Origin of the sequence: Parasphingorhabdus sp. DH2-15, from assembly GCF_051668705.1 — a bacterium.
In the GTDB taxonomy this organism is placed as follows: Bacteria; Pseudomonadota; Alphaproteobacteria; order Sphingomonadales; family Sphingomonadaceae; genus Alterisphingorhabdus.
Window position 1 is genome coordinate 517,975 of record NZ_CP196351.1, and the last position, 22,140, is coordinate 540,114.

General features: G+C 49.0%; 17 protein-coding genes. 11 read left to right on the forward strand and 6 right to left on the reverse strand.

Annotation, left to right across the window (positions count from 1 at the left end; translation table 11 throughout):
* Window positions 1-3: 3 nt before the first annotated feature.
* Window positions 4-699 (forward strand): 50S ribosomal protein L1, encoded by a 696-nt coding sequence (gene rplA, locus ACR9YC_RS02440; protein WP_438729369.1) that lies wholly within the window; start codon window positions 4-6, stop codon window positions 697-699.
* 138 nt (window positions 700-837) lie between these two features.
* Here rplA and ACR9YC_RS02445 read toward each other — a convergent pair whose 3' ends face one another.
* Window positions 838-1,605, reverse strand: coding sequence for a hypothetical protein (locus ACR9YC_RS02445; RefSeq protein ID WP_438729370.1), 768 nt, complete (start codon window positions 1,603-1,605; stop codon window positions 838-840).
* A gap of 415 nt (window positions 1,606-2,020) precedes the next feature.
* On the opposite strand from ACR9YC_RS02445, the gene rplJ reads away from it, so the two are divergent.
* From rplJ to ACR9YC_RS02465, 4 genes are all read left to right on the forward strand, one after another.
* Window positions 2,021-2,536, forward strand: coding sequence for a 50S ribosomal protein L10 (gene rplJ, locus ACR9YC_RS02450; protein WP_438729372.1), 516 nt, complete (start codon window positions 2,021-2,023; stop codon window positions 2,534-2,536).
* 55 nt (window positions 2,537-2,591) lie between these two features.
* Window positions 2,592-2,966 (forward strand): 50S ribosomal protein L7/L12, encoded by a 375-nt coding sequence (gene rplL, locus ACR9YC_RS02455; protein WP_438729375.1) that lies wholly within the window; start codon window positions 2,592-2,594, stop codon window positions 2,964-2,966.
* A 162-nt stretch (window positions 2,967-3,128) separates the two neighbouring features.
* Complete coding sequence (locus ACR9YC_RS02460) at window positions 3,129-3,323, forward strand: hypothetical protein (protein WP_438729377.1); 195 nt, start codon at window positions 3,129-3,131, stop codon at window positions 3,321-3,323.
* On the forward strand, window positions 3,320-4,189 hold the full coding sequence (locus ACR9YC_RS02465) for a fatty acid desaturase (RefSeq protein ID WP_438729379.1): 870 nt from the start codon (window positions 3,320-3,322) through the stop codon (window positions 4,187-4,189). The genes ACR9YC_RS02460 and ACR9YC_RS02465 overlap by 4 nt, the downstream gene beginning before the upstream one ends.
* A 5-nt stretch (window positions 4,190-4,194) precedes the next feature.
* Here the strand turns inward: ACR9YC_RS02465 and ACR9YC_RS02470 are convergent, their stop codons facing one another.
* Complete coding sequence (locus tag ACR9YC_RS02470; protein ID WP_438729382.1) at window positions 4,195-4,686, reverse strand: DUF7282 domain-containing protein; 492 nt, start codon at window positions 4,684-4,686, stop codon at window positions 4,195-4,197.
* Between the two features lie 287 nt (window positions 4,687-4,973).
* Here ACR9YC_RS02470 and ACR9YC_RS02475 point away from each other — a divergent pair, with 287 nt between their 5' ends.
* The 4 genes from ACR9YC_RS02475 to rpoC all read left to right on the forward strand — a co-directional run bounded on the left by ACR9YC_RS02475 (window position 4,974) and on the right by rpoC (window position 16,522).
* The gene (locus tag ACR9YC_RS02475; RefSeq protein WP_438729384.1) at window positions 4,974-5,684 is read left to right on the forward strand and encodes a lasso peptide biosynthesis B2 protein; all 711 of its coding nucleotides are present in this window, start codon (window positions 4,974-4,976) and stop codon (window positions 5,682-5,684) included.
* 1 nt (window position 5,685) lies between these two features.
* On the forward strand, window positions 5,686-7,530 hold the full coding sequence (locus ACR9YC_RS02480; RefSeq protein WP_438729387.1) for an asparagine synthase-related protein: 1,845 nt from the start codon (window positions 5,686-5,688) through the stop codon (window positions 7,528-7,530).
* A gap of 531 nt (window positions 7,531-8,061) precedes the next feature.
* Window positions 8,062-12,252, forward strand: a complete 4,191-nt coding sequence (gene rpoB / locus ACR9YC_RS02485; RefSeq protein WP_438729390.1) for a DNA-directed RNA polymerase subunit beta — start codon at window positions 8,062-8,064, stop codon at window positions 12,250-12,252.
* Between the two features lie 91 nt (window positions 12,253-12,343).
* Window positions 12,344-16,522: a DNA-directed RNA polymerase subunit beta' gene (gene rpoC / locus ACR9YC_RS02490; protein ID WP_438729392.1), complete on the forward strand. Its 4,179-nt coding sequence runs from the start codon at window positions 12,344-12,346 to the stop codon at window positions 16,520-16,522.
* Between the two features lie 144 nt (window positions 16,523-16,666).
* On the opposite strand, the gene ACR9YC_RS02495 is transcribed toward rpoC, so the two are convergent.
* The 4 genes from ACR9YC_RS02495 to ACR9YC_RS02510 form a co-directional block, all read right to left on the reverse strand.
* Complete coding sequence (locus tag ACR9YC_RS02495; RefSeq protein WP_438729395.1) at window positions 16,667-18,253, reverse strand: DUF1570 domain-containing protein; 1,587 nt, start codon at window positions 18,251-18,253, stop codon at window positions 16,667-16,669.
* Between the two features lie 129 nt (window positions 18,254-18,382).
* Entirely contained in the window at window positions 18,383-18,952 is a 570-nt protein-coding gene (locus ACR9YC_RS02500; protein ID WP_438729398.1) for an FMN-dependent NADH-azoreductase, read from the reverse strand.
* A gap of 15 nt (window positions 18,953-18,967) precedes the next feature.
* Window positions 18,968-19,690 (reverse strand): pirin family protein, encoded by a 723-nt coding sequence (locus ACR9YC_RS02505; protein WP_438729401.1) that lies wholly within the window; start codon window positions 19,688-19,690, stop codon window positions 18,968-18,970.
* 24 nt (window positions 19,691-19,714) lie between these two features.
* Window positions 19,715-20,155 carry a DoxX family protein gene (locus tag ACR9YC_RS02510; RefSeq protein ID WP_438729404.1) on the reverse strand — a complete coding sequence of 147 codons (441 nt, stop codon included), beginning with the start codon at window positions 20,153-20,155 and terminating at the stop codon, window positions 19,715-19,717.
* A 102-nt stretch (window positions 20,156-20,257) separates the two neighbouring features.
* Between ACR9YC_RS02510 and ACR9YC_RS02515 the strand changes: the two genes are divergently transcribed.
* A complete protein-coding gene (locus tag ACR9YC_RS02515; protein ID WP_438729407.1) occupies window positions 20,258-21,130 on the forward strand; it encodes a LysR family transcriptional regulator in 873 nt (290 codons plus the stop codon).
* Window positions 21,131-21,437: 307 nt separating this feature from the next.
* A complete protein-coding gene (gene ctrA, locus ACR9YC_RS02520) occupies window positions 21,438-22,139 on the forward strand; it encodes a response regulator transcription factor CtrA (RefSeq protein ID WP_438729409.1) in 702 nt (233 codons plus the stop codon).
* Window position 22,140 lies beyond the last annotated feature (1 nt).

Below are 22,140 nucleotides of genomic sequence, written 5' to 3' on the forward strand. Positions count from 1 at the left end.
CCAATGGCGAAATTGACCAAAAAGCAAAAAGAAATGGCCAAGCTGGACAGTGAAAAACTGTATAGCGTTGATGATGCCATCAAAACCATCAAAGAACTGGCAACCGCCAAATTTGACGAAACGATCGAAGTAGCAATGAATTTGGGAGTTGACCCGCGTCATGCTGACCAAATGGTGCGCGGCGTTGTGTCGCTGCCATCAGGTACCGGCAAAGACGTCAAAGTTGCCGTCTTTGCGCGCGGTGACAATGCTGACAAAGCGGTTGCTGCTGGTGCTGATAAAGTCGGCGCAGAAGATTTGATGGAAGATATGCAGGCAGGCAATCTGGATTATGACCGCGTCATCGCGACACCGGACATGATGGGCGTTGTTGGCCGTTTGGGTAAGACACTGGGCCCCAAAGGCCTGATGCCAAACCCTAAGCTGGGCACGGTTACTCCGAATGTTGAACAGGCCATTAAAGACGCCAAAGGCGGCCAGGTTGAGTATCGCGTTGAGAAAGCCGGTATCATCCATAGCGGCATTGGCAAAGCCAGCTTCTCTGAAGGTGATTTGCGCAAAAACTTTGACACGCTGGTTAACGCTGTTGTCAAAGCAAAGCCATCTGGCGCGAAGGGCAAATATGTCCGCAAAGTTTCGGTTAGCTCTTCAATGGGCCCTGGTCTGAAAATTGATCTGGCAGAGATTGAAGGCGCATAAGCGCTTCAGATTATAACCGTCGCATAGAAAAAGGGGCTGGAAGTTTATTCTTCCGGCCCCTTTTCTTTTGTGCCCAGCTCTCCCCATGACCATTCAATACTGGTCATGGGGCTTACTCTTGATCAGAGCTGTTTATGGTTAGAAGCGTGCGCGCAAACCTATGCCTATGCCGAACGATTCAATGTCATCCTCAACATCAGCGGAGAATCCATCTGCGCCGCCTGCGACAAAACGCCGTTCAAAGTCCAGATCGCCAGTGCGGGTGTAACGTGCCTCAGCGAAGATATCAAAACGATCGCTGGCTTTCACCGCTACGCCAATCTGGTTGCGGGATACAAAGCCTGTTTCACTGCCGAAAACGCCAAATGTCGGCGCCGTTGCCACACCATTATTGGGGAAATAGTTGATATTGGCGTCCACCACAGCGATGCCGATACTGCCGCCAAAATATGGGACAACTTTTTGGTCATCTGCCCAAACAATATCCGTCTGGAAACCAGCAGTGAGCGTAAAATTGCTAATGTCACCGCCAAAGCTTTGGTCACCGCCATTAAAAGCCCCGCCGCCAACATCAGCTTCAATATAACCTGCTTCTAGTTCGACACGGGTGTGCAGATATTTGATTAAACCGTCATCAAAGTCATAACCAACAGCGCCGTTGATAGAAAAGCCAGTATCAAAATCCACATCGACAACAGCCGGGCCATCAACAACACCGGGCACACCGGCTTCGGGTGCCTGAATGCCGATAAAGTCACTGTCATTAAGGAATTCTGCGCCGGCTTTAGCGGAGAGATAGAAGCCAGCATTTTCACCATCTTTGGCAAAAGCTGGAGCTGCGTGCGCAGCGATTGCAGTAACAAGCAAAAGGCCAGTGGCGGCGCGCGTCATAACGGGTGTTTTCATGAGTGGGGCATATCCTTATGTGTAATAGTAAAGGGGATATCGTTGGTTCGCTCTTAGTAATGGCCATGTTACAGTTTTCGGCAGATATGTTGATAATTAGGCTGTAAGGTGGTGGGTCTTTTGACTTGACATAATGGTTCGTACTGTTAGGTGCGCTCACGAACATTGGATTTTTCCAATGATCACCGTTCGAGACAGTTGGTGAAGGGGTCTGCCTTTCTTAATTTCCAGCCGAGACGGGGATAGTTATTTACGCAGTCATCTGCTTTATGCATTGATTGCATGGCCATGTTTCTGATTGGCCGATGCTCCCCTCGAACATTTCGCCGCTATGCCGCCTTTGCGGGCTGTATAGCATTTGGATTTGGCCGCTCAGCGCTTCGTGCTGTGTGGTCATGAAATGAAGGAGAATGGTATGGACCGTTCGCAGAAAGAACAGGCAGTAGCCGATCTGAACGCAATTTTCTCCGGAGCCGGGGTTGTTGTTGTAACACGCAATCTGGGTCTCTCTGTGGCACAGTCAACAGAGCTTCGGAACAATATGCGTGATGCTGGTGCTGCTTATAAAGTTGCGAAAAACCGTCTGACCAAACGCGCAGCCGAAGGTACCGCTTATGCGGGTATTGCCGACATGCTGACAGGGCCTACGGCACTGGCAACATCGGATGATCCGGTTGCAGCAGCGAAAATCGTTGTCGAATTCGCCAAAGCCAATGACAGACTTGAGATTGTCGGTGGCTCAATGGGTGAGACAGTGCTGGACGTTGCTGGCGTACAGGCTTTGGCAGCTTTGCCATCGCTGGACGAATTGCGCGGCAAGATTGTTGGTCTGGTGCAAGCACCTGCCACCAAACTGGCACAGATTGCACAAGCACCGGCTGGCCAACTGGCCCGCGTATTTGGCGCTTATGCAGCGAAAGAAGACGCATAAAGCAATCCGTATTTTATCATTGATTTGAATTATTAGAATTTTGGAGTGAATAAACATGGCTGATATTGAAAAACTCGTCGAGCAGCTTTCTGAGCTGACCGTTTTGGAAGCTGCTGAGCTGTCTAAAGCATTGGAAGAAAAATGGGGCGTTTCTGCGTCTGCTGCGGTTGCTGTTGCAGCACCTGGCGGCGGCGGTGATGCACCGGCTGCTGAAGAGAAAGACGAATTTGACGTTGTTCTGACCGGCGACGGCGGCAAGAAAATCCAAGTGATTAAAGAAGTTCGTGCGATCACAGGTCTGGGTCTTGGCGAAGCCAAAGCTCTGGTTGAAGGCGCACCGAAGCCAGTTAAAGAAGGCGTCAACAAAGCTGAAGCCGAAGAAATTAAAGGCAAAATCGAAGCTGCAGGCGGTACCGTCGAGCTTAAATAAGCCTTTTTCCACATCGCTCCGGCGGTTGGAAATCTTTATTGCAAAGGGTGGTTATGCAGCAGCATGGCCGCCCTTTTGCTATTTGACGCTGGAGCGGCTTTATATTAACATCGATGTTAATAAGCCTTTGCAGTTTTTATAATCGCGGTTATGCTGCCTTACATGATCTGGACCATCAAAAATCTTCTGCACTATATGCCATTGCTGTTTGGCTTTGGCTTTTTCGGCCCGCTTTTTGCGCAGATTATGATGTTGGCCGGTTATGAGCAAATATTTGGCCTGTCGGTTTATTGGCCAGCAATAGCTCTTGGCGGAGCATGGGGTGTATTTGCGCAGATAAAGGGGCGCTGGATATGACAGAGCGCGAGTGGAGACGCACTGAACTGGCGATCGCCCGCAAATATGCTGACCGTTTGCCGTGGGAAGCGGTTATATGGGGGTTGGGCAATCTGGCTATATGGCTGTCCCTCTGGCCGTTGGTTTTCTTGGGTGTCATGCCGTTATGGCTGGCCTTTCCAATCGCCACATTAAATGTCGCCTTATGTTACTTGCCAAGCCATGAAGCGCAGCACGATATTATTGGCCGGCCAGGGACAAAATGGCGCTGGCTCAATGAACTGGTTGGCCATCTCTCTACTATTCCCTTGGTGCTGCCCTATCGTGTGGCAAAACTTACCCATTTGGAGCATCACAAACACGCCAATGATCCGGCGCGTGATCCTGATCATGCCAATGCCAATGTCAGCGGTCGGTGGAATGCGATCATCAATTCTATTCGCACGCGACAGCCGGGTGTGGATGATGCGGGCTTTAACGGTTATGCCAAGGTGTTGGAGCGGATTGGCCGCCCAGATGCTATTCTCGACGGGGCCATCTATACCTTATTCTTTTACGGACTGCATATCGGGCTGGCGCTTAGCGGTTATGCGTTAGAGGCGGCGTTGCTATGGTGGCTGCCGCGGCATATAGGTTCCACCTATATTGTGTTTTTTCTCAGCTGGGCACCGCATCAGCCTGCTGACAAAACCGGCCGTTACCGCGACACTAAGGCGTTTCGTAGCCGCGCCGGTAATATCCTATCAATGGGCATGCAATATCACATCATCCACCATCTCTACCCCTATATTCCGCTGACTGACACGCCTGCGGCCTATTGGGAGATGCGCGATATATTGGATGCGCGTGGATGCGATGTCGGGCAATTGCCACCGGGCAAAAGCTGAATGCTTTATTGCGCGCCTGAATCGTCAGGTGTCACATAGCGCAAGGCTACCAATGTACTGCCCTCAAAGACCGGTGCGTCCGGAACAGTAATGCCATCATTAAAGTCAAACACGCCATCATCATTCATGTCAAAATGCAGCATGACAATGAACATCTCACCGTTATCCGGCACGGTGTCCACGTCGATATCAACATTTTCTGTAACGCCTGCTTTGACCTGCGTATGCCCGACATAAACGGTGGGAACCGGCTTGCCATCTTTGAACGGATGCATGACGAGCCAGCCATTGCGTTCAATCTCCACACGCGGGAAAGTGAAGGTCGCGCCCGAGCGTGTTGCGCCTTCCAGCATAATGTTGTTCCGCTCACCATTGCCTGTTTGGATTTGCGGTGCCTCTTTCTTGTCTTGATGATGTTGAGGCATTCCAAAATGGGCAAGGACTGGGCTGGTCAACAACATTGCTGAGGCGGCGAATAAAGCGGCATATTTCATCATTATCTCCTAATATGCAGCTAAATCAGCATGAATTTGATAATGTTGCAAGTGGCATGTGTTGCAGCGGCTTGACGAAGAGATATAGGTCTTGGATTGAATTATGTCGCAATATGTACAATGATTTTAGAGACCTTTGCTAGCTTCTTGATGCAGTAAAGCTTCAAGAGCACATCTCGATAGATCATGTCATTTCACACGTCGTAAAATTTACAAGATTGAACGTATAACAATGTACATGAATCGTGAATTGCATACCCTATAGCTATCGTTTGAACGGGTAGTATTCTGTGATTACACATATTGACAATAAAGATAAATTATTATGCATTCGAAACGATTGTCATATTGTTTATACAGAGCAAGAGGCTGTAATACTTGATATTAATACTGAAAACTATATTCATATAGACAAAAAAAATACGCAATATTTAAAATTAGTATTTGGTAAGTCTCCTGCATATATCGAAGATAAATTCCCTGAATTAGATCTTCGTGAATTGCTTGGGCTAGGTTGTTTTCATTTCTCCCATCAGCGCAAACCACATGCAATGCCTATCGCAGGTAGTGCCAAATTGGAAATTCCTGGACCACTTATTGATAAAGCTCCTTCATTAAGTGTGCGATCAGTATTTCTAGTTGGTCGAGCCATCTCACATGCAGGCTATCTTCTAAAATATAAGGGTTTAAAAAAAGCGATAGGCGTTCTTAATCAAATTAGAGAAAAGCGATGTTTGATAGCGAGAGACCAGAATGAATTAAGTGATCTGGTAGAGATATATAAGATTTCCCGCCCATTTTTTTATGATGCCCACGATAGATGTACGCTCAATTCTTTATCCTTGATATTGTATCTTTCTTATTGGGGAGTGATGCCAAGATGGTGTTTCGGCGTGACTCTATATCCGTTTTCTGCCCATTGTTGGGTCGAAGATAGTGACTGGCTTTATAATGATCAGTTTGCGCGCACTTGCCGCTTTTCTCAGATCCTAAGGGTCTGAGGTGCGATTTGTAGCCTTTCTTGCTGATGCGAACGAGCATACATTCCGTGATAAGGCTGTAATGCAGCAATGGACCAATACATTAGGCAAGGGCAGTAGAGAATGGTGTAAGACTTACTCAACGAGCAAGTTTCATTTATGGAGTATATGCGAAGAATGTGGAGATAAGAATGTCCAATCTGGGCGTTCGCATGCTGGATTAATTGACTGTGAGATGATCGGGTTTGCGTTTCGAAAATCAGACGACGAAATTGACCATCCATTATGTTTGGCAGAGTCTGAAATTGCAGAAATTGTAGCTTCGCAAGGAGTGTGGCTCTTCGATAATGCTTGGGGGCAGTATCTGGCTTTCTTAAATGACGAGAAATCAAATAAGTTTTTGATCATACGTGACCCTACTGGCTCTATTTCATGCTATTACGCGCGTATAGCATCAATGACGATATTCTTTTCTGATCTTCCAGATGTTGCGATGTTGCTGCCTAAGTTGGAAGTTAATGATTACTTCCTCCGCTCGACAGTCGCTGACCCCCGACTGGAAAAAAACATCACAGGGATCCAAGGTATTGATGAGGTTTTGCCAGCTGAAGTATGGGATGAGAAAACTCGGATACGGGGCAGAGCTATAGGGTGGTCACCATATAATTATTTAGACAATACATCTGCTCTTACATTCGAGCAGAGCGCCCATTTTCTTAGGAAAACCGTTGGAAAAGCAGTCCATACATTAGCCTCACGCTACAACCACATATTATTGCCAATAGGAGGATTGGACTCCTCAATGGTATTGTCTTGCTTAAAAGATGCTCCAAATCGTCCTGATATAAAACTTTTGACATATACAACTGACAAGCGGGGCGGAGATGAGACTTTTTATACAAAGGCGGTTGCTGAAAGCTTTGGCCTCGACCTTGATATACGCTTTCTAGACTCACGAAAAGTTGACTTCGACCGCGTTATGTCATGCAATTACCAAGCTAAGCCTGAGCGGGTTTTTGATTTTGGTGATATTGCTGCAAGTCCGGACCGATCCCATCGATACAAGGCAGTCGACGCAGTTTTTACAGGCGTAGGAGGCGACCGATTGCTAGGCCAATCTTCTGGGATGTTTCCAGTGATGGATTTCGTGCGAAGTAATGGCTTAAGCTCGGGATTTTGGGAAACTTTGCTGTCAACTGCCAGGGGGACGCAACGCCCAACTCTTAGCGTGCTTAAAGCTGCCATTGCTGAGCTTCGCGATAAGATGTGTGTTGATGAATTTATTCAATTGGCAAGTCGAGGCGGTGCTCCGCAAGGCCTCCTTTCCAAAAGCGCCATGGATGAGATGCTAGACTTAGCGTTAGTACACCCTGGTTTACGCTCAAAGAAAGTCTTGCCCAAAGGCAAGGTCGTGCAGTCAATGTTGAACTGCTATTTGCCAATGCCCGCTCGGCACCCACTTAACTTTTTTGGAGATTTGCCGCATCATCATATCTTTAACTGTCAACCGATTGTAGAGGCCTGTCTCCAAATTCCCACATGGCTATTCACTCATCGTGGCATAGGCCGTGGCCTTGCACGCTATGCTTTTCGAAACGACCTGCCTGAGATCATGCTGCGACGATTTACTAAAGGAACTCCAGAGCAAATCTATCTGGAGTTTCTTAGAAGAGAAATTGATCAAATAAGAGAAGCTATCATTTCAGGAAAATGTTGGAGTCTGGAATTGTTCTCTGATGAATGGATGGATAAATTTAAGAACAATACAGAAATATTTTCGATACATAACACACAAATATTTCAAATTTTGAATCTTGAAGCATGGGTGGGTGAAATGCACAATATACAAGGTGAAATGCATTATTAAGATATTGAAAAATTTTTATAATTAAGTTATTTAATTAACTGCCAATATAGCTTGGCACACAAGAAAGGAAGAAATATGAAAATCATTGGAAAAATACTGAAACTCACAAAGGGCGGCCCGAATTGGGGCTGGGATGCTCGGTTTGAATGGGGTAGTCCTGACTTTTTGTAAGTAAACCTCCTGCTGCAGCTGCAGATGTAGCAGGATTTCATATCGTCCGTTTTTTTATATTTATCTCACAACTGTAATTGTTACAGTTACAGTCTCTCGTTAGACGTTGGGTGTTTCTCCACTCTTGACGGGAATCCAACAGCGCCTTATATCGCTGACAACATCAGGCTATCGAGACAGATCTGTTTTTGCGCGGAACGGATATGAAGAATGATAGGCTGACTTTCACATGACGCGAAGCTGCGGCCCCTAAACACAGGGGATACCGCGGCTTTTTGTCGTTTGGCGCGTGTGCAAAGATGGTGTTTGGGTGGTCAATCCAAATGCTTTGAAAGTAAATTTTTGAGGACGACTCATATTATGGCAAGCAAGGCGAAATCACCGGCTGAGAAGCTGATTCCCACCGCAAAGAAGCGTATCCGTAAAATCTTCGGCGACATTCACGAAGTTATTGATATGCCAAACCTCATTGAGGTGCAGCGCGAGAGCTATGAGCAGTTTTTGCGTTCTGACCCGTCAATCGGTTATGTGTCCGGTCTGGAAAAAACATTGCGCAGTGTTTTCCCGATCCGTGACTTTGCTGGTTCTGCGGAGCTGGACTTTGTGCATTATGAGCTGGAAGACCCGAAATATGATACGCAGGAATGTCGTCAACGCGGCATAACCTATGCGGCACCAATGAAGGTGACGCTGCGCTTGATCGTTTTTGAAGTCGATACCGAGACAGAGACGCGCTCCGTTCTCGATATTAAAGAGCAAGACGTTTATATGGGCGATATGCCGCTCATGACGCATAATGGTACTTTTATCATTAATGGTACTGAGCGCGTTATTGTCAGCCAGATGCACCGTTCGCCAGGCGTTTTGTTTGACCATGATCGCGGCAAAACACACGCTTCTGGCAAATTCCTCTTCGCTGCGCGGGTTATTCCTTATCGCGGTTCATGGCTGGATTTTGAATTTGACGCGAAAGACATTGTTAATGTGCGTATCGACCGTAAGCGTAAGCTGCCTGTTACGGCGCTGCTTTATGCGCTTGATATGGATTCAGAAGAAATTCTGGATTACTTCTATGACAAGATCACTTTTGCCCGTTCTAACACCAAACAAGGTGAGGGCTGGAAAATTCCATTCGCGCCTGAGCAGTGGCGCGGCCAGAAGCCGACATTTGATATAATTGATGCTGATAGCGGTGAAATCGTCTTCGCGCTGGGTCAGAAGATTACACCGCGCGGTGCCAAAAAAGCCGAAAAAGATGGTTTGAAGAACCTGTTGATCCCGACTGACGAGATTTATGGCCGTTATTCTGCGCATGATCTCATCAATGAGAAAACGGGTGAGATCTATATCGAAGCAGGCGAAGAAGTTAGTGCCGAGAATTTGGAAAAGCTCGATAAGGCCGGCATAGAATCGATTGAGTTGCTGGATATTGACCATGTCACCACTGGTGCATGGATCCGCAACACATTGGCCGTCGATAAATCTGAGCATCGCGATATGGGTCTTGATGCCATTTACCGCGTGATGCGCCCTGGTGAGCCACCAACCCGTGAGACAGCTGATGCGTTGTTCGAAGGTCTGTTCTTTGACTCTGAGCGTTACGATCTGTCCGCAGTTGGCCGTGTGAAACTGAATATGCGTCTGGATCTTGATGCGCCAGACACGCACACCACGCTGCGCAAAGAAGATATTTTGACTGTGGTTAAAACGCTTGTTGATCTGAAAGACGGCAAGGGTGAGGTTGATGATATTGATAACCTTGGCAACCGCCGCGTTCGTTCGGTTGGTGAGCTGCTGGAAAACCAATATCGTGTTGGCTTGCTGCGCATGGAACGTGCGGTTAAAGAGCGTATGTCCAGCGTCGATGTTTCGACCGTCATGCCCAATGATCTGATTAACGCTAAGCCAGCTGTTGCTGCTGTGCGTGAATTTTTTGGTTCATCTCAGCTGTCGCAGTTTATGGATCAGACCAACCCATTGTCTGAAGTCACGCACAAACGCCGCGTTTCTGCTCTCGGGCCCGGTGGTCTGACACGTGAACGCGCAGGTTTTGAAGTGCGTGACGTTCACCCAACCCATTATGGCCGTATCTGCCCGATTGAAACGCCGGAAGGCCCGAACATCGGTCTGATTAACTCGCTGGCATCGTTCAGCCGGGTAAACAAATATGGCTTTATTGAAACGCCATATCGTGTTGTCAAAAACGGTAAGGTCAGCGAAGAAGTTGTTTATCTCTCCGCCATGGAAGAGCAAAAGCACACTGTCGCACAGGCCAATGCTGAACTGACCGAAGATGGCGCTTTTGTAGAGGAGTTTGTCTCCTCGCGTGAAGCAGGCGAATTTTTGATCGCACCGCGCGAGTCCATCACATTGATGGACGTTTCACCAAAGCAGCTGGTTTCGGTTGCGGCATCGCTTATTCCGTTCCTGGAAAATGATGACGCCAACCGCGCGCTTATGGGCTCGAACATGCAACGTCAGGCCGTGCCTTTGGTGAAAGCCGAAGCACCGTTTGTTGGAACCGGTATGGAAGCCACAGTGGCCAGCGATTCCGGCGCGGCGATTACCGCCAAGCGCGCTGGCATCGTCGATCAGGTTGATGCAACGCGGATCGTGTTGCGGGCAACGGGCGAAGTTGATGCGGGTAAATCCGGCGTTGATATTTACCGTTTGCAGAAATTCCAGCGTTCGAACCAGAACACATGTATCAACCAGCGTCCTTTGGTGAAAGTTGGTGATATCATTCAGGAAGGCGATATCCTTGCTGACGGTCCATCGACCGATTTGGGTGAATTGGCACTGGGCAAAAACAGCCTCGTCGCCTTCATGCCTTGGAATGGTTATAACTATGAGGATTCCATCCTGATTTCCGAGCGGATTGTGAAGGACGATGTCTTCACCTCGATCCACATTGAGGAATTTGAGGTTATGGCCCGCGATACCAAATTGGGGCCAGAGGATATCACTCGCGACATTCCGAATGTCGGTGAGGAAGCACTGCGGAACCTCGATGAGGCGGGCATTGTCTATATCGGTGCAGAAGTGCATCCGGGCGATATATTGGTTGGTAAGATCACGCCAAAAGGCGAAAGCCCGATGACACCGGAAGAGAAATTGCTGCGCGCTATCTTTGGTGAGAAAGCCTCTGATGTGCGTGATACGTCTCTGAAACTGCCGCCGGGTGTTGCTGGTACAGTTGTTGAAGTGCGCGTTTTCAACCGTCACGGCATCGACAAGGATGAGCGGGCACTGACCATTGAGCGTGAAGAGATTGAGCGTCTGGCAAAAGACCGCGAAGATGAGCGCGCTATTTTGAACCGTGCGACATATAACCGTCTGCGCGAAATGCTGGTCGGTCAAGTCGCTACAGGCGCACCGAAAGGCTTCAAGAAAGGCGACGAGATTACGCTGGAAAATCTTGAAGAAGTCGAGCGTCACGAATGGTGGAAGTTCGCTGTTGCGGACGACGCGCGTCAGGCTGATCTGGAAGCGGTTAAAGTACAATATGACGATGCCGTCACATTGATCACTGAGCGTTTCGACGATCGCCGTGACAAGCTGGAGCGTGGTGACGAATTGGCACCGGGCGTTCTGAAAATGGTCAAAGTGTTCGTGGCGGTGAAGCGCAAGCTGCAACCGGGCGATAAAATGGCCGGACGTCACGGTAACAAAGGTGTTATCTCACGTATATTGCCGCAAGAAGACATGCCATTCCTTGAGGACGGCACGCCGGTTGACATTGTGCTCAACCCGCTGGGTGTTCCATCGCGGATGAACGTCGGGCAGATTTTTGAAACCCATTTGGGCTGGGCCGCACGTGGTCTGGGTCAACAGGTTACCAAGGCTCTGGAAGAATGGCGCGAAGCCAATCCTGATCCAGAGGCAGCGAGCCCGCCTGATGCAGTGAAAGACCGTCTGAAAACGATTTACGGCCCGCAATATCACGAAGATATCGATCGTCGGGATACAGAATCAATCGTTGAACTTGCTGGCAATTTGAAAAACGGCGTTCCTATGGGTACACCGGTATTTGATGGCGCGCGTGAGCAAGACGTTTCTGACATGCTGGAACTTGCTGGTTTGGACACATCGGGTCAGGTTGACCTTTATGATGGCCGAACAGGTGATCGTTTCGACCGTAAGGTGACCGTGGGTTATATCTATATGCTCAAATTGCACCACTTGGTTGATGATAAGATCCACGCCCGTTCAATTGGACCTTATTCGCTTGTCACGCAGCAACCACTGGGCGGTAAAGCGCAATTTGGTGGCCAGCGCTTTGGTGAGATGGAGGTCTGGGCACTGCAAGCCTATGGCGCTGCATACACATTGCAGGAAATGCTCACCGTCAAGTCCGATGACGTTGTCGGTCGGACCAAGGTGTATGAAGCCATTGTTAAAGGTGATGATACGTTTGAGGCCGGTATTCCGGAGAGCTTTAACGTTCTTGTCAAAGAAATGCGTTCACTGGGTCTTGATGTCGAGCTGAAGTCTTACGACACGCCTGACGATGAAGACGGTCCGGACGCGCTGCCTGAAGCTGCGGAGTAATATTGAATGTCGATAGGGCGGGGCTATTGCGGCTCCGCCCGTCAACCAGAGACATAGTTTGACGGGGCGGCGGCCCTGATAAGGAAAAACAATGAACGAACTGACGAAATTCAACAATCCGGTGCAAAAGCCCGAGACGTTCGACACCATTCAGATTGGCCTGACCAGCCCGGAGAAAATCCGCAGTTGGTCCTTTGGCGAGATCAAAAAGCCTGAGACCATCAATTACCGGACATTTAAGCCGGAGCGCGATGGCCTGTTCTGCGCGCGTATTTTTGGCCCAGTTAAAGACTATGAATGTCTGTGCGGCAAATATAAGCGGATGAAATATAAAGGCGTTGTATGTGAAAAATGCGGCGTTGAAGTCACTGTTACCAAGGTGCGCCGTGAGCGTATGGGCCATATCGATCTGGCTGCTCCGGTTGCGCATATCTGGTTCTTGAAATCACTGCCGTCGCGCATCGGTTTGCTGCTGGATATGCAGCTGAAACAGCTTGAGCGTGTACTGTACTTCGAAAATTATGTTGTTATCGAGCCGGGCCTCACCCCGCTTGAGAAATATCAATTGCTCAGCGAAGATGAGCTGCTTGAAGCGCAAGATGAATATGGCGAAGATGCTTTCTCTGCCGGTATTGGCGCAGAAGCGGTGAAGTTGATGCTGATGGACCTGGATATGGTTCAAGAGCGCGACGATCTGCTGAAAGAGCTGGAAGAAACCAAATCCACGCTGAAGCCGAAGAAAATCATCAAGCGCTTGAAAGTGGTTGAGAGCTTTATCGATTCAGGCAACCGTCCTGAATGGATGATCCTTGAAATCATTCCGGTTATCCCGCCTGAATTGCGTCCTTTGGTGCCACTGGATGGTGGCCGCTTTGCGACATCTGATCTTAACGATCTGTATCGCCGGGTTATCAACCGTAACAACCGTCTGCGCCGTCTGATGGAATTGCGGGCGCCAGATATTATCGTGCGTAACGAGAAGCGGATGCTGCAAGAAGCAGTTGACGCATTGTTCGACAATGGCCGCCGTGGCCGCGTCATCACTGGCGCGAATAAGCGTCCGTTGAAATCGCTATCTGACATGCTGAAAGGCAAACAGGGCCGTTTCCGTCAAAACCTTTTGGGTAAGCGCGTCGACTATTCTGGCCGTTCGGTCATCGTGACTGGTCCAGAATTGAAACTGCACCAATGTGGTCTGCCAAAGAAAATGGCGCTCGAGCTGTTTAAGCCGTTCATCTATGCGCGGCTTGACGCAAAAGGCCTGTCCATGACTCTGAAACAAGCGAAAAAATGGGTCGAGAAAGAGCGTAAGGAAGTTTGGGACATTCTTGATGAAGTGATCCGCGAACACCCTGTCATGCTGAACCGTGCGCCAACGCTTCACCGTTTGGGCATTCAGGCATTTGAACCTGTGTTGATTGAGGGTAAAGCCATCCAGCTTCACCCACTGGTTTGTTCAGCGTTTAATGCCGACTTTGACGGTGACCAAATGGCTGTTCACGTTCCGCTGAGCCTTGAGGCGCAGCTGGAAGCGCGGGTCTTGATGATGTCGACCAACAACATCCTGTCACCAGCCAATGGTAAGCCGATCATCGTACCTTCACAGGATATGGTCTTGGGTATCTATTATCTCTCCATGGACCGCGAAGGCGAGCCTGGTGAGGGTATGTTGCTCTCTGACATGGCTGAGGTGCATCAGGCGCTGGAAATTGGCGCTGTTACTTTGCACTCTAAGGTCGTGGCGCGCGTGCCGCAAACCGATGAAGATGGCAATCTGGTGTATAAGCGCTTCGAAACAACGCCGGGCCGGATGTTGATTGGCGAATGTCTGCCAAAATCATTCAAAGTGCCGTTTGACGTGGTCAACCGCTTGCTCACCAAGAAAGAAATTGGTGACGTGATTGACCAAGTCTATCGTCATACTGGTCAGAAAGACACTGTCTTGTTCGCAGATGCGATCATGGTCCTTGGCTTCCGCCACGCCTTTAAGGCGGGTATCTCCTTTGGTAAGGACGATATGATTATTCCAGACAGCAAAGATGGAATGATCGAGGAAACCAAGACATTGGTTGCCGATTATGAGCAGCAATATCAGGATGGTCTGATCACGCAGCAAGAGAAATATAATAAGGTGATCGACGCTTGGAGCCGCTGTGGTGACCAAGTTGCGGCCGCCATGATGGAAGAGATTAAAGCGACGCCGAAAGACGAAAATGGTCGTGAAGCGGCAATTAACTCCATCTATATGATGAGCCATTCTGGCGCGCGTGGTTCGCCAGCGCAGATGAAGCAGCTTGCCGGTATGCGCGGGTTGATGGCCAAACCTTCGGGCGAGATTATTGAAACACCAATCATCTCAAACTTTAAAGAAGGTCTGACCGTTCTTGAATATTTCAACTCGACTCACGGTGCGCGTAAAGGTCTTGCCGATACCGCGTTGAAAACCGCTAACTCTGGTTATCTAACCCGCCGCTTGGTGGATGTTAGCCAGGATTGCACCATCGTCGAAAATGATTGTGGCACCGAAAATGCGCTGGAGATGAAAGCGATTGTTCAAGGTGGTACAACCATTGCTTCATTGGCGGAGCGTATTTTGGGCCGGACATTGGCCGAAGATATGGTTGTCGGCAAAGATGGCGAAGTCTTGTTCAAGAAAGACACGTTGCTCGACGAAGCGGCTGTTGCCAAGATTGAAGAAGCCGGCATTCAGGCTGCGCGTATTCGTTCGCCCCTCATTTGTGAGAGCAAGCAGGGCGTATGCGGCAAATGCTATGGCCGTGACCTTGCACGTGGTACTCCGGTTAATATCGGTGAAGCTGTTGGCGTTATCGCTGCACAGTCCATCGGTGAGCCTGGTACACAGCTGACCATGCGGACCTTCCACATTGGTGGTGCTGCGCAGTTGAACGAGCAAAGCAATCTGGAAGCCGTTGCTGACGGCACCATGGAATATCGCGATATTCCCACCATTACCGATAAGAAAGGCCGTCGCTTGTCGCTGGCCCGTAACGGTGAAATCGCGATTATTGACAATGAGGGCCGTGAGCGCGCTGTTCACAAGCTGCCTTATGGTACCAATTTGCTGATTGGTGATGGCGAAAAAGTGAAGCAGGGCGACCGTCTTGCTGAATGGGATCCGTTCACCATGCCGGTTATTACTGAAAAACCGGGTACGGTGAAATATCAGGATCTGGTTGATGGCCAGACACTGACTGAGCAAACCGATGAGGCAACAGGTATCGCCCAGCGTGTTGTTACGGAACACCGTGTTTCAGGTCGCGGCAAAGCGAAAGAAGACCTTCGCCCGCGCCTGACATTGCTTGATGATGATAGCGGCGAAGCTGCACGTTATCTGATGGCTGTCGGCACAACATTGTCGGTTACTGATGGCCAACAGGTTGAAGCGGGTGATGTTCTGGCACGTGCTAGCCGTGAAGCGGCGAAAACACGTGACATTACTGGTGGTTTGCCACGGGTTGCTGAACTGTTTGAAGCGCGTATCCCGAAAGACCATTCGGTTATTGCTAAAATCTCTGGCCGTATCGAATTTGTGCGTGACTATAAAGCCAAGCGCAAAATCGCGATCCACCCTGAAGAGGGTGATTCCGTTGAATATCTGATCCCCAAAACCAAGGTGATTGATGTTCAGGAAGGCGATTATGTCAAGAAAGGCGATGCGCTGGTTTCTGGTTCGCCTGATCCGCATGATATTCTCGAAGTTATGGGCGTAGAAGCTCTGGCAGAATATCTGGTTGCAGAAATTCAGGAAGTCTATCGTCTGCAAGGCGTGAAGATTAATGATAAGCACATTGAGACGATCGTCCGCCAAATGCTGCAAAAAGTGGAAATCACCAATGGTGGTGACACAACATTGCTGCCTGGCGAGCAGGTTGACCATGAGGAAATGGACGAAATTAATGCCAAGCTGCCTAAAGGCAAAACGCCTGCGGTTGGTAAGCCTATATTATTGGGCATTACCAAAGCCAGCTTGCAAACACGTTCCTTCATTTCTGCCGCATCTTTCCAAGAAACGACGCGCGTGCTGACGCAGGCTGCTGTTGAAGGTAAGAAGGATACGCTGATCGGTCTGAAAGAGAATGTGATTGTGGGTCGCCTTATCCCTGCCGGTACTGGTGCGGGCATGGCGCGGAAACGTATCGCAGCTTCTGGACGTGATGCCGCTTTGCGTGCGCAGCAACAGAAACTGGCTGACGCAATGGCTGCTGCGAAAGCGCCTACGCCAGAGCCTGCAGCGAGCGAAGGCGAATAAATCTGCCATTTTCTGTCGGCTGGCTTTTCTTGGAAATGTCAGCCCAGATAGCACATAAATACAGCCCCGTTGGAGCGATCCGACGGGGCTTTATTATTTGGCTTTAAGTATTGGGATTCCTAGGCGGTTGGGTCGCCTTTGTTATTAAGCTCCATCACCGTCTGATGATGTCTCGCTTTCGCTGGACGACTCCAGTGTTTCTCCGCTTTCGAGACGTTCAATCCTGGCCAACAACATTTCCGCTCGCTTGCCGCGGCCATTATTATGCGGGTCGCTCAAAAGCGGGTTGAGATAAAATCGCGCAAAGTCATAGCGTTTTTCATTGATCATCTGGCCGATCAACATTCTGCGCGCACGATCATCATAAGGCGCAATGCCCAATGCTTGCTGCAAACCTTGGACAGCTAATTCTGTCGGTTTCTTACCACGATCCCTAAAGCTGCCATAATAATAGATAAGCGGTAAGGGATGGTCATTCTCAATGCGATTTGCTGCTGTTACAGATGCCAGTGCCGCTTTCCATTGCGCTTTGCTTTCCTCTTCACTGCCTTCATCTTTGCGCGCAATGCTAAACAAAGCATACATTTTTTGGATATAGGCGTTGATATTCTGTGGGTTGCTGGCAATGGAGCGATCAGCAGCCGCAATAGCTTCTTCATTATTTCCCGCATCAAACTCTGCTTCAGCCAATGCTGCCTGAACGAAATCATCATTGGGGTAACGTGCCGCAACTTCGCGTGCCTCTACTACCAATTCTAGAGCCTCTTCACGGTTTACTCCGTTTCGTGACTGTTGATAGATCGGCATTATCTTGCCTGCGCCTTCGCTAAGTGGCGTTACTGTGATGGCGCCATATTTTATCCACTCAGGTGGTAGTCGCAAGGCACTCATCCTTCTGCGAATATGCCGATCCAGCTCTTTATCAAGCTCTTTAAAGTCACCAAAAGCTGCTTGGGCGGCTGCTACTGGGTTTTCCCCTTTGGCAATCGCATTGATATAACGACCAATATTATCGCCACGTTCGGCATCTTTATTAAGACGTGCCAAGGTCAGATAATGGAACAAGGCCCAACTGCGACCATAGAAGCTGTCATAGCTGGAGGATTTCTCCTTCTTTGCTGCATATGCCTTTGCGTCAAAGAGTAACTCTAAGGGAACTTTACGCAAATTCAGTAATTCGCCAGCGCGGTGTTGAGCCGGTCTACCCACCCAAACAGCACCATCACGTTCAAAAGCAGCAGAAGCAAAATATTCAGCATAGCCCTCTGTAAACCAGTTCGGCAGACGCCATTGAGAATTGCTGAGTTGAAAGTGGTGAGCATATTCATGCAGCAACACTATTTCGCTGAATGACACTTCTTTACCGCGACCATCGCGCACACGGGGGACAAAAGCCACAGAGCCCCCAGCACGCGAACGGTAAAAGCCAGCAACATAGCGCGAGCCTTCACCCGCCAAGTTGCGAACAGATCTTTGTCCGCCGACAACAAAGATGGTAACTCTGTTCGATGGCGAGGGTGGCCCAGAAGCTTTCTGATTATATAATTGACCGCTCACCAGCTCCATCGCGGAATGATATTTTTCCAGCTTCTCAGCAAAGTCACGCAAATCAGATTCCGATTGATCTGCGTAAATTAGAAAATGGTCACTGCTGGCTTTATGCCACTTGCTATAGGCCAGTTTCGGCCAGCCTATGGCAAGTATAGCTATAAATATGAGCATTAAACGCATGATATTTCCCCATTCATTTACAAGGATGCTATCAAGTCAATCTCAAACTGTCATCCTTCAATATGATGGCGAAACAACATATATAATATTGGCTTCCCTTTACATGTTAAAGCAGTGACCAATGTGTATCTATATTTTTGCGATATTTTCTAAAGCTGCGTCTACGGCATCTTGACACTTGGCCATTTGTTGTCCGGCGCCAATAACTGTTACATCATCTAAGCCTATAAATCCCAAGACATGGCGTAAATAGCTTGTAGCAAAGTCAATTTCGCTGCCAATAGCGGTGCCGCCTGATGCGATCGCCAGATAGACTTTCTTGTTTTGCAATAGGCCAACAGGGCCGTTTTCGGTATATTTGAATGTCTTGCGGGCGCGTGCAACCATGTCGATCCATGACTTTAATGCCGCAGGAATGCTGAAATTATAGATCGGCGAGCCAATAACGATGATGTCTGCGCGTTCAAGCTCGTCTATAAGGGCATCCGAACCGGCTAAGAGCGTTTTTTGCTCGTCGGTCCGTTCGCTCTCATCGGTAAAATTGGCATTGACCCAGTCCTGAGTCACGAAGGGCAGGCCTTCGGCTACGTCGCGGCGGATAATATCTGTAACACCCAATTTCGCGACTATCTTCTGAGACATTTTACGTGTGGATGAACCGTTTTTGCGTGCGCTGGCATCGATATGTAATATGGTCATGTCTATGCTCCTGAATTAATTATGGGTGAGTGGGTCGGCGGTTTCAGCAATGATGATTTCAGAATCTTGCTCTGCGACAATCGTTATATTGCTGTTATGATCAAGAGCTATACCATCGCGCTCTGACACGGGGGTACCATCGACCAATATAGCGCCGCTAGAAACAACGAGATAGGCCTTTCGATGAGCAGAAAGATCGTAACGCAACGTCTTGCCGTTATCGAGTGTAGCACCCAAAATTTGAGCATCTGCCCGAATTTCCAGTGCGCCATCTGCGATATGCTGTTTATCACCGCTGGCGAGTATTTCGAGATTGTTGGCGCGTTCTCCTTTGGGGAAGCGTTTCGCATCCCAGCGCGGAGCACCACCATTTTCGCGGGGCAATACCCAGATTTGGAAAAGGCTGGTTTCTTCATCTTCCAGATTATATTCGCTGTGCCGGATGCCGGTTCCTGCGCTCATAACCTGCACGTCACCGGCTTCGGTACGGCCTATATTGCCAAGCGAGTCCTTATGGGTGATCGCGCCGGAGCGAACAAATGTTATAATCTCCATATCGCGGTGAGGGTGCTCGGGAAAGCCCGTTCCAGCTGCAATTTGGTCATCATTCCAGACCCGTACTGCACCCCAGCCCATACGGGCAGGATCGTGATACTGGCCAAAGCTAAAATGGTGACGAGCGTTGAGCCAGCCATGATCAGCATGGCCCAGTGATGAAAATTCGCGTTTATCAAACATTGTCAGTCTCCTGGTCTCTTGTCATCAGATAGTAGCGGGGGTGGCGGTTTGATTGGCAAGCTGCGTATTGTCGACCGAAAATGCGCCGCTGCCCAAAATGGCCTGCACAATCAAAGTGAGTGTCCAAAAGGCAGGGAACTCCCATCCTCCTCCACTATTGGAGAATAACCATCCATTGGCGATATGTGGAAAGGTGGCGCCGATCATTAATGGAACAAGTGCAAGTGCGACGAGGCGCGTTTTATACCCGAATATGAGAGCCAAACCTCCCAATAATTCGGCAGCAATTACCAGATAGCCAACAAAAGCTGGAAGGCCGAGACTTTCAAAAAAGGCTGCTGCTCCGGCAGGTGTAAATATCAGCAGTTTTAAGAGCCCATGGGCAGAAAGCAGCGAACCCTGTGCAATACGCAGCAATGCGATGCCGTTGGCAGGGTTGGTCAGTGTGGAATATGGGTTTGTCATGATGATGTCTCCATTGGTTATTGCGTTTCGTTGATGAATGAATAGGTGCAATCTTTAGTGCATGGAATTGACATTATTTGCATATTATCTATGCAAAAATGCATGAATAAACTTGACTGGAATGATCTTCAGACATTTTTGGCGATTGCAGAAGAGGGCAGCCTTTCCGCAGCAGCGCGCAAATTGATGCTAACGCAGCCAACATTGGGCCGTCGGTTAAAGGCTATGGAAGCAAAGGCGGGCGCACGATTGCTAGAAGCCGTACCGCGCGGTTTTGTGCTGACATCCTTAGGAGAAAGTGTGCTGGGTCATGCCCGGACAATGCATGAAGCGATGACCTCTGTGGAAAGGACTATTGAAGGGCGTGATCAGCGGCTGGAGGGCTTGGTACGCGTGACAACGGTCGAGGTGCTGGCACATTATCTGCTATTGCCAGCGATACAGTCTCTGCAAGAGAAGCATCCTGGCCTAGTGGTCGAATTGGTGCCCGCGACACGTTCATTTAGTTTAACAGGGCGTGAGGCTGATATTGCGGTGCGCTTATTGCCATTTGAGGGCAATATGCTGGTGACGCGCAAAATTGGTAAGTTGGACCATCATCTTTTTGCCGCATCCTCTCAACAGGTGAGGCGCCCGCATATTAGCGACTGGCCAGCGGAAAGCCCCCTAATCACCGTGTTGCAGGATCAAGAGCATCTGCCCCAGGTTCAATGGTTCTATCGTCATTTTGACGCACCGCAATTTGTGCTGCGAACAAATGACCGGATATTGCAGGCGGAAGCGACAGCTTTGGGCATGGGTATTGCCTGCCTTCCGCATTTGATTGAACACAAGGTGCCCAATATTGCCCGTGTCCATGCAGATGCTGATCCGGTCACCTTACCCATCTATATGGGCGTGCATCATGATATGCGAAACATGCCACGGGTCAGAGTGGTCATGGATGCGATTATCGCGGCATGTCAAAGCGGCTGAAAATATTAATTTTGGGGTGATCAGAACTTTTTCTGCCGCGCTCTTGGTAAGTTTTGATACAAGAATCGAATAAATTTTTGTAAGCGCTCTTTGTGGATATAGCTGCTGATACAGCGTGAAAACCCGCAGAATTGAGTCGTTTCTGCCAATGCTGACCATAAAATGATAGTCTGCGACTCGTGGATTTACGGGCTTTAACGTAAAATTAACCTTTAATGTTCATCTCTCTTATGGTTAATTCAACAGATGAGACGGTTTGATGCCGTTTCGCAGACGGTAACAGCGTTACACATAAAGGGGCAGCTTCATGCGCGTTCTATTGATCGAAGACGAGCCAACAACAGCAAAAGCCATTGAGCTGATGCTCACAACGGAAGGCTTTAATGTCTATACCACTGATTTGGGCGAAGAAGGCCTCGATTTGGGTAAGCTCTATGATTACGACATTATCTTGCTGGACCTTAACCTGCCAGATATGCATGGCTATGACGTCCTGAAGAAATTACGGGTCGCGAAAGTGCAAACGCCTGTATTGATCCTTTCCGGTGTATCCGAAATGGACAGTAAGGTACGGTCCTTCGGTTTTGGTGCCGATGATTATGTGACCAAGCCATTCCACCGCGAAGAGCTGGTGGCGCGTATCCATGCGGTTGTTCGCCGTTCTAAGGGCCATTCACAATCGGTTATTCGTACCGGTAAGCTGGCGGTTAATCTTGACGCTAAGACTGTTGAAGTTGACGGTGCCCGTGTTCACCTGACCGGTAAAGAATATGCGATGCTGGAGCTATTATCGCTCCGAAAAGGCACGACCCTCACCAAAGAAATGTTCCTGAACCATCTTTATGGTGGCATGGACGAGCCCGAATTGAAAATTATCGACGTCTTCATCTGCAAATTGCGCAAAAAACTGGCACTTGCTTGCGATGGCGAAAATTATATCGAAACAGTATGGGGCCGTGGTTATGTACTGCGTGATCCTAATGCGACTGAAGAGAGCCAAGCGGCTTAAT